Source organism: Bradyrhizobium barranii subsp. apii (genome assembly GCF_011516635.5).
Classification (GTDB): Bacteria; Pseudomonadota; Alphaproteobacteria; order Rhizobiales; family Xanthobacteraceae; genus Bradyrhizobium; species Bradyrhizobium barranii.
On the sequence record NZ_CP096255.1, the window covers coordinates 4,664,058 to 4,676,226 of the forward strand.

Genomic DNA, 12,169 nt, shown 5'->3' on the forward strand with positions numbered 1-12,169 from the left:
ACCACAGGTGCGCAATTGCGCACCGGGGAATCTCGAGATTCCGGGCTCGATGCTTTGCATCGCCCCGGAATGACAGTGTCTTTGAACTTGGCTTACATGCGTCCGGCGACTACATAGCGCCGACCTCTGTAGAACGGATTTAGACGATGGCAGACGCGCGACGCGCACCCCTGAAGGACCAGACCGACATTTCCGGCGCACGCGCGCTGATTGTCGAGGCGCGGTTCTATGACGATCTCCAGGATGCGCTTTTGGACGGCGCGGTGACCGAGCTGAAGGCAGCTGGTCTGACGCATGACGTCATCACGGTTCCCGGCGCACTGGAAATCCCGGCGGCGGTCGCCATCGCGGTCGATGCCGCGGCGGCGAACGGCAAGCCCTATGACGCGGTGATCGCGCTCGGCTGCGTGATCCGTGGTGACACCATCCATTTCGAGATCGTCTCGCAGGAATCCTCGCGCGCGCTGATGGATCTTGCGGTTTCGCGAAAGCTGCCGCTCGGCAACGGCATCCTCACCGTCAACACCGAGGCGCAGGCTTGGGCGCGGGCGCGCGCCAGCGAGCTCAACAAGGGCGGCGATGCCGCGCGCGCCGCGCTTGCGATGCTGCGCATCAAGCACCGGCTGGCGCGGGCTTGATCATGGCCGATCACAGCAAAAAGCCGCCGGCTGGCACCGAGAAGAAAGCGAACCGGCGCGGTGCGGCGCGGCTCGCGGCCGTCCAGGCCCTATATCAGATGGACATCGCCGGCGCCGGCATCAACGACATCTTTGCGGAGTTCGAGAGCCACTGGCTCGGCAACGAGGTCGAGGGCGATACCTATCTGCCGGCGGAAGCCGCCTTCTTTCGCGACGTGGTCTCCGGCGTCGTGCGCGACCAGAAGATGCTCGATCCCCTGATCGACGAGGCGCTGTCGAAGGGCTGGCCGCTGAAGCGGATCGAGGCCATCCTGCGCGCGGTGCTGCGGGCAGGGGCCTATGAGCTCCAGCATCGCAAGGACGTGCCGGGCCGCGTCGTCGTGTCAGAATATGTCGACGTTGCGAATGCATTCGTCGACCGCGAGGAGACCGGCATGGTCAACGCCGTGCTCGACCAGATCGGCCGCCAGTTCCGCGGCGACGAGTTCGGGCGGGGGTAGGATTAGTCGATGGCCCTCGCAGTAGCCGTCACCCTGAGGTGCCGTAGCGAAGCGGAGGCCTCGAAGGGCGGCGGCGTGCCGCTGAAGGTGCATCTCGGCCGTGCATCCTTCGAGGCTCGCAAGGGCTCGCACCTCAGGATGACGGGGCAGCTATCGTGAGTCAGGACAAGCACCAAGTCTCCGCCGAAGACTCCCTCATCGCGCGCTATTTCAAGCCGCTGGCGACCGATCCCGGCGCGTTCGGGCTGGTCGATGATGCCGCGGTCCTGTCCTCGTCCGGCGACGACATCGTCGTCACCACCGACGCCGTCGTCGAAGGCGTGCATTATCTCGCCACCGATCCGCCCGACACCATCGCGCGCAAGGCGCTGCGGGTGAACCTGTCGGATCTCGCCGCCAAGGGCGCGGCGCCCGCCGGCTTCGTGCTGACGCTGGCGCTGCGCAGCAAGGAGGATGGCTGGCTCAGGCCGTTCGCCGATGCACTCGGCGAGGACAGCAGGACTTTCGCGTGCCCGCTGCTTGGCGGCGACACGGTGTCGACTCCGGGGCCGCAGATGATCTCGATCACCGCCTTCGGCCGCGTGCCGAAGGGACGGATGGTCGGCCGTACCGGCGCGCGGCCGGGCGACCTCATCCTGGTAACGGGAACGATCGGCGACGCCGCGCTCGGCCTCGACGTGCTCACAGGCGGCGCCGCGGCCGGGGCGCTCGCGTCCGAACAGCAAGCGAAGGAGATGCTGGTCTCACGCTATCGCGTGCCGCAGCCGCGCAATGTGCTGGCGCAGGCCGTGCGCGACCACGCGACGGCCGCGATGGATGTCTCCGACGGGCTCGCCGGCGATCTGGCGAAACTCTGTGCAGCGTCGGGCGTCTCGGCCACGGTTGACGTCGCGAACGTGCCGCTCTCGGCTGCTGCGGCCGGCCTGATCGCGCGCAACGCTATTTGCGTTGAGACGCTGCTCGCCGGGGGCGACGATTACGAGGTGCTGTGTACGGTGCCGCCGGCGCAAACCGATGCGCTGATTGCTGCGGGGCAGGCGGCGGGTGTGGCCGTCACGGCGATCGGTACGATCGTCGCGGGCCATGAGCGGCCGCGCTTTTTGGACGGGCAAGGCCAGGAACTGACCTTGAGGCGCCTGTCTTACAGCCACTTCTGAATTCAAGTCCGCCCCGAACCCTGATCTGTCCTGGCTTTTCCCGGTCGCGGGTTGGCGCAACCCTGGCGACAGCAAGCGGCTGTATCAGCGCCATAGCTACCAAAGCAGCCAATGGACATGATTCGATGACGGCGGCCGTTTCGAGTTTGAGCGAGGCGCGGACTGTTTCCGGGAAGGAGTGCGGAAGCTGCACGCTCTGCTGCAAGGTTTACAACGTGGTCGAGCTCGGCAAGGCCGCCGGCAAGTGGTGCTCGCATTGCAAGCCCGGCCGAGGCTGCACGATCCACGACAAACTGCCGAGCGAGTGCGCGGCGTTCAATTGTCTCTGGAAAACCGAGCCGACGATGTCCATGCAATGGAAGCCCGATCAGTCGAAGATGGTGCTCACTTTGCACCCCGAGACCAACAACATCCAGGTCGTGGTCGATCCCGGCCTGCCATCGGCCTGGACGCGGCAGCCTTATCACGGCCAGTTGCGCTTGTTGTCGAAGAGCAACATGCCGAAAGGCCATCTCGTGGTGGTGTTCGTCAATGAGCTGGCGACGCTCATCCTGCCCGACCAGGATGTGCAGCTCGGCAGCCTCACACGCGAGCAGGTCGTTTCAGTGACGCACGAGGTCGGCCCGAATGGCGGCGTCTACGAGGTCAAGATCTTCAACCGGCGTACAACAGCCGACGGGCAGACCCTGGAAATGGCGTCAGCCTCTCGCCATCCCGTGAGGGCGATGGCCTAGGCGTGGCCCAGGCCAAGCCTCGCCCGGTTCTGAGGTCGCCTCCCGGTGCTGCGCCAGGCCGGCGGCCAAGCGCTCGGGATTAGGTCTAAATACTTGCCGAGATCGGCTTTTTCGACCTTATCCGGCGTTGCACCCTCAATTTGATTTTGGCAAGCTTGTGACCGACCAGGGCCACACCTTCGTGCGAGGGGCGGCCCTGTTCAACATAAGGGCGCCCACCGCATGACGGAAAAACAAAAGGCGCCGGGGGTACGTACATCAAGGATCTGAGGCAAAAATCACATGACAGCATTATGGTTGATAGTGCTCTGCGGAGTGCTTTCCATCGTCTACGCGATCTGGGCGACGTCTTCGGTGTTGAGTGCGGATGCGGGGTCACCGCGCATGCAGGAAATTGCAGGCGCAGTCGCTGAAGGCGCACAGGCGTATCTGCGGCGCCAGTATACGACGATCGGTATTGTCGGCGTCGTCATCTTCGTCCTGCTTGTCTATTTCCTTGGTCTCTACGTCGGCATCGGCTTCTTGATCGGCGCCGTCCTGTCGGGGGCGGCCGGCTTCATCGGCATGAACGTCTCGGTTCGCGCCAATGTGCGCACCGCCCAGGCAGCGACCACGTCGCTTGCCGGCGGCCTCGAGCTCGCCTTCAAGGCAGGCGCCATCACGGGCATGCTGGTGGCGGGTCTCGCGCTGCTCGGCGTGACCCTCTATTTCGGCTTCCTGGTGCACTCGCTGAAACTCGCGCCCGATAGCCGTCTCGTGGTCGACGCCCTGGTGGCGCTCGGCTTCGGTGCCTCGCTGATCTCGATCTTCGCCCGTCTCGGCGGCGGCATCTTCACCAAGGGTGCGGACGTCGGCGGCGACCTCGTCGGCAAGGTCGAGGCCGGCATCCCCGAGGACGATCCGCGCAACCCGGCCACCATTGCCGACAATGTCGGTGACAACGTGGGCGACTGCGCCGGCATGGCTGCCGACCTGTTCGAGACCTATGCGGTGACTGCGGTCGCCACCATGGTGCTCGCGGCGATCTTCTTCGCCAAGACGCCGATCCTCATGAACATGATGACGCTGCCGCTCGCCATCGGCGGCATCTGCATCATCACCTCGATCATCGGCACCTTCTTCGTGAAGCTCGGGCCGAGCCAGTCGATCATGGGCGCGCTCTACAAGGGCCTGATCGCAACCGGCATCCTGTCGCTGATCGGAATCGCTGGCGTGATCTACTATCTGATCGGCTTCGGCAAGCTCGACGGCGTCGACTACACCGGCATGTCGCTGTTCCAATGCGGCATCGTCGGCCTCGTCGTCACCGCGCTGATCATTTGGATCACCGAATACTACACCGGCACCGACTATCGGCCGGTGAAGTCGATCGCCCAGGCGTCGGTGACCGGTCACGGCACCAACGTGATCCAGGGTCTCGCCGTCTCGATGGAAGCGACCGCGCTGCCCGCGATCGTCATCATCGCCGGCATCCTGGTCACCTACAGCCTGGCCGGCCTGTTCGGCATCGCGATCGCGACGGCCACCATGCTGGCGCTGGCCGGCATGGTCGTCGCGCTCGACGCCTTCGGCCCGGTCACCGACAACGCCGGCGGCATCGCCGAGATGGCGGGCCTGCCGAAGGAGGTGCGCAAATCGACCGACGCGCTCGATGCGGTCGGCAACACCACCAAGGCGGTGACGAAGGGCTACGCGATCGGTTCCGCCGGTCTCGGTGCCCTCGTGCTGTTCGCGGCCTACAACCAGGACCTCAAGTTCTTCGTTGCGGACTCCGCGCACCATCCGTACTTCGCCGGCGTCAATCCGGACTTCTCGCTCAACAACCCCTACGTGGTTGTCGGCCTGCTGTTCGGCGGCCTCTTGCCGTATCTGTTCGGCGCGATGGGCATGACTGCGGTCGGTCGCGCGGCAAGCGCGATCGTCGAGGAGGTGCGCCGGCAGTTCCGCGAAAAGCCGGGCATCATGCAGGGCACCGACAAGCCGGATTACGGCAAGGCGGTCGACCTGCTGACCAAGGCGGCGATCAAGGAGATGATCATCCCCTCGCTGCTGCCGGTGCTGTCGCCGATCTTCGTCTACTTCGTGATCTATGCGATCGCGGGTGGCGGCCCGGCCGGCAAGTCGGCTGCGTTCTCCGCGGTGGGCGCGATGTTGCTCGGCGTGATCGTGACGGGCCTGTTCGTCGCGATCTCCATGACCTCGGGCGGCGGCGCCTGGGACAACGCCAAGAAGTACATCGAGGACGGTCACTTCGGCGGCAAGGGCAGTGATGCCCACAAGTCGGCCGTCACCGGCGACACCGTCGGCGATCCCTACAAGGATACGGCGGGACCGGCGGTGAACCCGATGATCAAGATCACGAACATCGTGGCCTTGCTGCTGCTGGCGATCCTCGCGCACTGAACGGCGCAAGCGACACACGACAAAACCCCGCGGCGCGAGCCGCGGGGTTTTTGTTTGATGGGCTGGAGGCTCTCACCACGTCATTGCGAGCGTAGCGAAGCAATCCAGAATCTTCCCGCGGCGAAAGTCTGGATTGCTTCGCTGCGCTCGCAATGACGGATGTGGTGCCTACTGCACGTCCATCTGCAGCCCTTCCTTCTGGATGATGCCGGCGAACTTCTTCGTCTCGGCGTCCACGAAGTCGGCGAACTGCTGCGGCGAGCCGTAATCGGCGCGGGCGCCCATGGCGGAGATGTTTTTCTTGATGTCGTCGCGCTCCAGCATCGCCTTGACCTGAAGATTGAGCGCTTCCAGCACGGCGGGCTGCACACCCTTCGGCAGGAACACCGAGAACCACGACGACACGTCGAAATTGGCCAGCTCCGGCGCGCTCTCGCGCATGGTCGGCAGGTTCGGCGCGAGGTCGCTGCGGTCGGTCGTGGTGACGCAGAGGCCGGTGAGGGTGCCGTTCTGCACCTGCGGAAGGCTCGGATAGAGATTGTCGAACAGGATCTGGATGTCGCCGGCCAGCGCGGCCTGGAGCGCGGGGCCCGCACCGCGGAACGGGATGTGCGTCATCTTCAGTCCGGTGAGCTGGAGAAACCAGGCGCCGGTGAGGTGAGGGCTCTGGCCGACGCCGGACGAGGCGTAGCTGAGTTTGTCCGGGTTGGTCTTCAGATACGCGATCAGCTCGGCGACCGACTTGATGCCGGTCTTCGGATGCGCCGAGACGATGTTCGGGATCCGGATCATGTTGGAGACCGGCTGGAGCTGGTCCGGCTTGTAGGTGAGGTTCTTGAAGATGCTGTAGGCGATCGCGTTCGGCCCGGGGTTGCCGATCAGGATGGTGTGGCCGTCAGGCTTGGCGCGGACGGCCTCGGCCGTGCCGATCGTACCACCGCCGCCGGAGCGGTTCTCCACGACCGCCGACTGGCCCCAGGCGGTCTGCAGATGCGCAGCCAGGAGCCGGCCCATGACGTCGGTCGAGCCGCCGGCCGCAGCCGGCACGATGATGCGGACGTTTTCGGTGGGCTTCCAGTCCGCCAGGCTCGATCGCGGCAGGATCGCTGCGGCCGAGAGGCCGGCAGCACCGGCGAGCACGCGACGGCGGGACAACAAAGTCTTGGGCACGAATCCACTCCCTGCTTCTTGTTTTGCAGGGAGCGTATGGAACCGGGCGCACAACGGCAAGCCGCACGCGACGGCAAGTGCCGCGCGGAGGGCGGCACGACGCCGCAGGCTGAAGACTCAGTTAAAGCTGAGCAGCTTGAACAGCGGCGTGAGGTAGTTCATCTCCTGACCCGACGTCGCCGTGGTCCGGCTGATGAAGTCGAAGATCTTGCCGTCCTGAAGGCCGTAATTCGCCAGCCGGCGCACGCGCCGATTCTTGTCGAAATAGACCGCGATGACGCGCTGGTCGACCACCTTCTGGTTCATGAAGGCGACCATCCGCTCCGAGCGCTGCGAGATGTAGTAAAACACCTCGCCGTCGAGGGTTGCGACCGTGGAGGGGGTGCCCATCACGATCAGCACCTGATCCTGGCTCGCGCCGATCGGAATCTGCTCCAGCGCGCCGGGCGGCAGGATGTAACCCTTCTGGAACTGCTCGCCGGTGCAGCCGGCAAGGGCGGCGCCGACCAGGGCGACGGCCGCAAGCATGCGCAAACCGCGCCAGCGTGCATGAAGGCCGCGCGGCTTGTTGGCGCGCAGGCTGGTCTGGTTCGTTATCGTCATCGTGGAACTGATTCCGTCCCCTTGCGTCGCGCGAGGCGCTGAAGTACCGGGCGGAGACTGCAATTGCAACACGCGCACGCCCGCTTGCGGAACCCACAATGGTTTGGCCGTTCAATCACTTCAGGAAACCCCGGCAAGCCCCGCGCGGCACCATTGAAGCCATCTATGGCATGATCGTGACGCAGGCGCGAGAACCCATATTTTACCGCGACTTGGGCGTGCCCGATACGGTTAACGGGCGTTTCGACCTGTTGCTGCTGCATCTCTGGCTGCTGCTGCGACGCCTGCGCACGGTCCAGAGCGTCAACCAAGGCGCCAACCAGGGCCAAGGCGCCACGGAGCTGTCGCAGGCGCTGTTCGACCGTTTCTGCGAGGACATGGACGACAATCTGCGCGAGATGGGGATAGGCGACCAGACCGTGCCGAAGCGGATGCGGGCCTTCGGCGAGGCGTTTTACGGCCGCGTCCAGGCCTATGACCAGGCCATCGAAGGCGGCGGCGAGGCGCTGGCAGCCGCCATCTGCAAGAATATCCTGAATGGGACCGGCATGGACCAGGCGCGGCGGCTCGCGGCCTACGCCCGGGCCACCGAAGCCGATCTCGGCCGGGCAGACGAGGCCACGTTGCAGTGCGCATCCTTCAAGTATCCCCCAGCGCTCACTGAGGACATCACGCGATGAGCCGACCGAACGCCGAATCCCGACCCGATCCCTGGCGGTCCCCCGTCATCGTCGCGCAGATCCCCGATACCGGCCTACACCGCAAGCTCGAGGCTTCAGTCGCCGAGCTGCAGGCCATCGCCGAGGTCGGCGGCTTGCGGGAGGTGCTCTCCGCCCAGGCTGCTTTCGAGGTCGTCCCCAAGAGCGGCGGCCGGATCCAGGTTACGGGGCACGTCCGCGCCCGGATCGGCCAGACCTGCGTCGTCACCCTCGATCCGATCGAGAGCGAGATCGAGGAAGCCGTCGACCTGGTGTTTGCCCCGGAAGCCGAGGTTCGGAAGATGGCCGACCTGATCGAGGAGGGGCAGGACGACGCGGAGCCCCCGGAGGTGATCGATCCGCCGGAGGCAATCGTGAACGGCATCATCGATCTCGGCCGGATTGCCACCGATGCCCTGTTCCTGGCGGTCGATCCCTATCCGCGCAAGCCGGGCGTCAAGTTCGAGGCCGAGGTCACCGCGCTGGACCCCGAGGACCATCCGTTCGCGGCGCTGAAGGCGCTCCAGGACAAGAAGAAAGGCAAATAGCTGGGCATTCCCGGTGGGGATCGCTTTGCGGGGTGCGTGAGATGCCTGTCCGGATGCTTTGAAAGGAGCTTATATCTGTTTGATTTCAATGCGCTTATTGTGAATTTTCGCCGCCGCCCGCGGGTCGCCCCGAATGCAAAAGGCTGGGGGCAAGAGGTTGTTTCGGGATAACAAAACGCTATTGTCGCGCCCCGGTCCGGGCGCCGCGTGGCGCCTGACCGGTCGCCATGTCCATGGCGGACCCATTTTGCGGCACCGCTCGTTCAAGACCGCACCAGACCAGGTTTCCAGGACTTTTATGCCAAGCAAGGTTCGCATCGCGCTTGACGCCATGGGGGGCGACGTCGGCGCCGCCGTGGTCATTCCAGGCGCCGCCATCTCGCTTCACAGGCATCGCGAGATCGAATTCCTGCTGGTCGGGGACCGCGCCAAGATCGAGCCCGAGCTCGAGAAGCATCCCGCCCTCAAGGCCGCTTCGAAGATCATCCATACCGACGTCGCCGTCGCCATGCATGATAAGCCGAGCCAGGCGCTGCGGCGCGGCCGCAAGACCTCCTCGATGTGGCTCGCCATCGACGCGGTGAAGAAGGGCGAGGCGGATGTCGTGATCTCCGCCGGGAATACCGGGGCGCTGATGGCGATGTCGCGCTTCCACCTGCGCACGCTGCCGGGCATCGACCGCCCGGCGATTGCCGGGGTATGGCCGACCAAGCGCGGCGAATCGGTCGTGCTCGACCTCGGTGCCGCCATCGGTGGCGACGCACACCATCTGGTGTCGCTCGCCGTCATGGGCGCCGCGATGGCGAGCGTCCTGTTCGACAAGCCACGGCCCACGGTCGGCCTGCTCAATATCGGGACCGAGGAGATCAAGGGGCACGAGGAGATCCGCGAGGCCGGGGACAGGCTGCGTGCGGTGAACCTGCCGGAGCTCGATTATCTCGGCTTCGTCGAGGGGGATGGTATCGGCAAGGGACTGGCCGACGTCATCGTCACCGAAGGCTTCAGCGGCAATATCGCGCTCAAGGCCGCCGAGGGAACCGCACGGCAGATGGCGGAATTACTCCGCAACGAGATGCAGCGGAGCTGGCTGTCCAAGCTCGGCTACCTCTTGGCGCGCAGCGCCTTCAAGGCCCTGCGGGACAAGATGGACCCGAACAAGTCCAACGGCGGCGTGTTCCTTGGATTGAACGGGATCGTGGTCAAGAGCCATGGTGGAATCAGCTCCGAAGGCTTTGCCTATGCGATCGATGTTGGCTATGAGATGGCTCACTACGATCTCCTGAACAAGATCAATCAGATGCTCAACCGCGAGGGTGGTGCACTTAGTTCCGTGCAGACCGCGCAGGAGGCTGTTTCGTGACTCAAATTCGTTCGGTCGTGCTGGGCTGCGGCTCTTATTTGCCGGAGCAGGTGGTGACCAACGCCCAGCTGGCGGCGCGCATCGACACGTCCGACGAATGGATCGTGCAGCGTACCGGCATTCGCGAGCGGCATATCGCGGCCGAGGGCGAGTTCACCTCGCATCTGGCGATCAAGGCGGCGCAGGCTGCGCTCAGCGACGCCGGCGTGGACGCGCAGTCGATCGAGCTGATCGTGCTGGCGACCTCGACGCCTGACAACACCTTCCCCGCAACCGCGGTCGCGGTGCAGCACGCGCTCGGCATCAACCATGGCGCGGCGTTCGATCTCCAGGCGGTGTGCTCGGGCTTCGTGTTCGCGCTCGCTACCGCCGACAATTTCCTGCGCACCGGCGCCTTCAAGCGCGCGCTGGTGATCGGCGCCGAGACCTTCTCGCGCATCCTCGACTGGAACGACCGCGGCACCTGCGTGCTGTTCGGCGACGGTGCCGGCGCGGTGGTGCTGGAGGCACAGGAGCAGCCGGGCAAGGCCGCGACCGACCGGGGCGTCGTGACCACTCACCTGCGCTCCGACGGCCGCCACAAGGCAAAGCTGTTCGTCGACGGCGGTCCGTCCTCGACCCAGACCGTCGGCCATCTGCGCATGGAGGGCCGCGAGGTCTTCAAGCACGCGGTCGGCATGATCACCGACGTGATCGTCGACGCCTTCCAGACCACCGGGCTCAATGCCGACAGCATCGACTGGTTCGTGCCGCACCAGGCCAACAAGCGAATCATCGACGCCTCCGCCCACAAGCTCCACATCGCGCCGGAGAAGGTGGTGCTGACGGTGGACCGCCACGGCAACACCTCGGCGGCCTCGATCCCGCTGGCGCTGTCGGTGGCGCGCAAGGACGGCCGCATCAAGCGCGGCGACATGGTTTTGCTGGAGGCGATGGGCGGCGGCTTCACCTGGGGCTCCGCGCTGGTGCGCTGGTAGGGCCACAATCGATAAAATTTTGCCGGAATTAGCCGCGATTATCGATGCGCCTGCATTGATGAGCGCTGTTGACCGGCGTATCGTAACCTCATAATTTCAGACAACAATTGTTCGCCGTGATGTGGGGCAGGGCGATGACCGACCAAAGCAAAACCGTAACGCGTGTTGATCTCTGCGAGGCCGTCTACCAGAAGGTGGGCCTGTCGCGCACGGAATCGTCTGCGTTCGTGGAACTCGTCCTGAAGGAGATCACCGACTGCCTGGAGAAGGGCGAGACGGTGAAATTATCCTCTTTCGGCTCCTTCATGGTCCGCAAGAAGGGTCAGCGTATCGGCCGCAACCCGAAGACCGGCACCGAGGTGCCGATCTCGCCGCGCCGCGTCATGGTGTTCAAGCCGTCGGCGATCCTGAAGCAGCGGATCAACACCCAGCATCGCGGCAATGGCGACGCCAGCAAGGCTCAACCCGAGGCGTAACCGCCTGCGCGAAGGATTTGGCATTTGGACAAGGCGCCGGATGCGTTCCGAACCATCAGCGAAGTAGCGCAGGAACTCGACATTCCGCAGCACGTGCTGCGGTTCTGGGAGACCCGATTCTCCCAGATCAAGCCGATGAAGCGCAGCGGCGGCCGCCGCTATTACCGCCCCGACGACGTCGATCTGCTCAAGGGTATCCGCCGCCTGCTCTACGGGGAGGGCTACACCATCCGCGGGGTGCAGCGGATCCTCAAGGAGCACGGCGTCAAGTCGGTGCAAGGCCTCGCCGACGGCGCGGCCGCGGTCTCGTTCGGGGCCATTGAGGATGCCATCGGCGCCAGCCTGATGGAGCCCGACGACGACGACGAGGCGCCCATCAAGGGTGTCACGGATGCCGACGAAGACGACTACCAGGGCGACGAGGAGGAAGGCATCGACTTCCGCTTCACGGAGGTCGACGACGAGGACATCCTCACCACCTTCCGCAAGGGCGGCACTCCCGCCGCACCTGCCGGGCCCAGCGCCATCGACCGGGAGCGGCTCGGACGGGTGCTCGCTGACCTTGTCGCGTGCCGGGAAATGCTGGATCAAGCGCTGAAGGACGGCTAGGGGCGCTTTTCGCGAGCTTGGCCGGCAGTTCCGGGGCTGTGGGCACGGACGCCAAAATCTCGCCTTGCGCAAAGCGGCGATCCTAGCTAATGGAACGACGTTCGGAGCGTGGCGCAGCCCGGTTAGCGCACTAGTCTGGGAGACTAGGGGTCGGAGGTTCAAATCCTCTCGCTCCGACCATTAACTTCCTGAAATAGAACAAGAAAAATGTAGGGGGTTATTTCAAATTTTCTGATAGTTCATGGGGTGGGTTCACGGTGGGTCCAAACTTAAGCCGGTGGCTTTCCTGTTGGTCC

Annotated in this window: 14 protein-coding genes and 1 tRNA gene; 13 read left to right on the forward strand and 2 right to left on the reverse strand. The window is 64.8% G+C overall.

The features are described from left to right. Positions 1 to 146: 146 nt before the first annotated feature. The 6 genes from ribH to HAP41_RS22205 all read left to right on the forward strand — a co-directional run bounded on the left by ribH (position 147) and on the right by HAP41_RS22205 (position 5,432). The gene (gene ribH, locus HAP41_RS22180; protein ID WP_166097067.1) at positions 147 to 638 is read left to right on the forward strand and encodes a 6,7-dimethyl-8-ribityllumazine synthase; all 492 of its coding nucleotides are present in this window, start codon (positions 147 to 149) and stop codon (positions 636 to 638) included. Positions 639 to 640: 2 nt separating this feature from the next. Beyond that, entirely contained in the window at positions 641 to 1,138 is a 498-nt protein-coding gene (nusB, locus tag HAP41_RS22185) for a transcription antitermination factor NusB (RefSeq protein WP_063982855.1), read from the forward strand. A gap of 9 nt (positions 1,139 to 1,147) precedes the next feature. Beyond that, complete coding sequence (locus HAP41_RS22190; protein ID WP_166097066.1) at positions 1,148 to 1,297, forward strand: hypothetical protein; 150 nt, start codon at positions 1,148 to 1,150, stop codon at positions 1,295 to 1,297. Next, entirely contained in the window at positions 1,294 to 2,295 is a 1,002-nt protein-coding gene (gene thiL, locus HAP41_RS22195) for a thiamine-phosphate kinase (protein ID WP_166097065.1), read from the forward strand. The genes HAP41_RS22190 and thiL overlap by 4 nt, the downstream gene beginning before the upstream one ends. Positions 2,296 to 2,639: 344 nt before the next feature. Then, on the forward strand, positions 2,640 to 3,029 hold the full coding sequence (locus HAP41_RS22200; protein ID WP_224580773.1) for a hypothetical protein: 390 nt from the start codon (positions 2,640 to 2,642) through the stop codon (positions 3,027 to 3,029). Between the two features lie 282 nt (positions 3,030 to 3,311). After that, positions 3,312 to 5,432, forward strand: a complete 2,121-nt coding sequence (locus tag HAP41_RS22205) for a sodium-translocating pyrophosphatase (protein WP_071913231.1) — start codon at positions 3,312 to 3,314, stop codon at positions 5,430 to 5,432. A gap of 168 nt (positions 5,433 to 5,600) precedes the next feature. On the opposite strand, the gene HAP41_RS22210 is transcribed toward HAP41_RS22205, so the two are convergent. Both HAP41_RS22210 and HAP41_RS22215 read right to left on the reverse strand, forming a co-directional pair. Beyond that, positions 5,601 to 6,602 (reverse strand): Bug family tripartite tricarboxylate transporter substrate binding protein, encoded by a 1,002-nt coding sequence (locus HAP41_RS22210; protein ID WP_166097063.1) that lies wholly within the window; start codon positions 6,600 to 6,602, stop codon positions 5,601 to 5,603. Between the two features lie 117 nt (positions 6,603 to 6,719). After that, positions 6,720 to 7,205: an outer membrane protein assembly factor BamE gene (locus HAP41_RS22215; RefSeq protein WP_028152489.1), complete on the reverse strand. Its 486-nt coding sequence runs from the start codon at positions 7,203 to 7,205 to the stop codon at positions 6,720 to 6,722. A gap of 98 nt (positions 7,206 to 7,303) precedes the next feature. Between HAP41_RS22215 and HAP41_RS22220 the strand changes: the two genes are divergently transcribed. The 7 genes from HAP41_RS22220 (at position 7,304) to HAP41_RS22250 (ending at position 12,053) form a co-directional block, all read left to right on the forward strand. After that, positions 7,304 to 7,885, forward strand: coding sequence for a ubiquinol-cytochrome C chaperone family protein (locus HAP41_RS22220; RefSeq protein ID WP_166097062.1), 582 nt, complete (start codon positions 7,304 to 7,306; stop codon positions 7,883 to 7,885). Next, positions 7,882 to 8,451, forward strand: a complete 570-nt coding sequence (locus HAP41_RS22225) for a YceD family protein (protein WP_166097061.1) — start codon at positions 7,882 to 7,884, stop codon at positions 8,449 to 8,451. The genes HAP41_RS22220 and HAP41_RS22225 overlap by 4 nt, the downstream gene beginning before the upstream one ends. Before the next feature lie 298 nt (positions 8,452 to 8,749). After that, positions 8,750 to 9,811, forward strand: coding sequence for a phosphate acyltransferase PlsX (gene plsX, locus HAP41_RS22230; protein ID WP_063982863.1), 1,062 nt, complete (start codon positions 8,750 to 8,752; stop codon positions 9,809 to 9,811). Further along, the gene (locus HAP41_RS22235; RefSeq protein WP_063982864.1) at positions 9,808 to 10,788 is read left to right on the forward strand and encodes a beta-ketoacyl-ACP synthase III; all 981 of its coding nucleotides are present in this window, start codon (positions 9,808 to 9,810) and stop codon (positions 10,786 to 10,788) included. Before plsX ends, HAP41_RS22235 begins: the two co-directional genes overlap by 4 nt. Before the next feature lie 134 nt (positions 10,789 to 10,922). After that, positions 10,923 to 11,264: an integration host factor subunit alpha gene (locus HAP41_RS22240; RefSeq protein WP_028152484.1), complete on the forward strand. Its 342-nt coding sequence runs from the start codon at positions 10,923 to 10,925 to the stop codon at positions 11,262 to 11,264. A gap of 24 nt (positions 11,265 to 11,288) precedes the next feature. Next, a complete protein-coding gene (locus HAP41_RS22245; protein WP_071913245.1) occupies positions 11,289 to 11,873 on the forward strand; it encodes a MerR family transcriptional regulator in 585 nt (194 codons plus the stop codon). 102 nt (positions 11,874 to 11,975) lie between these two features. Then, a tRNA-Pro gene (locus HAP41_RS22250) sits at positions 11,976 to 12,053 on the forward strand. The last annotated feature ends 116 nt before the right edge of the window (positions 12,054 to 12,169 follow it).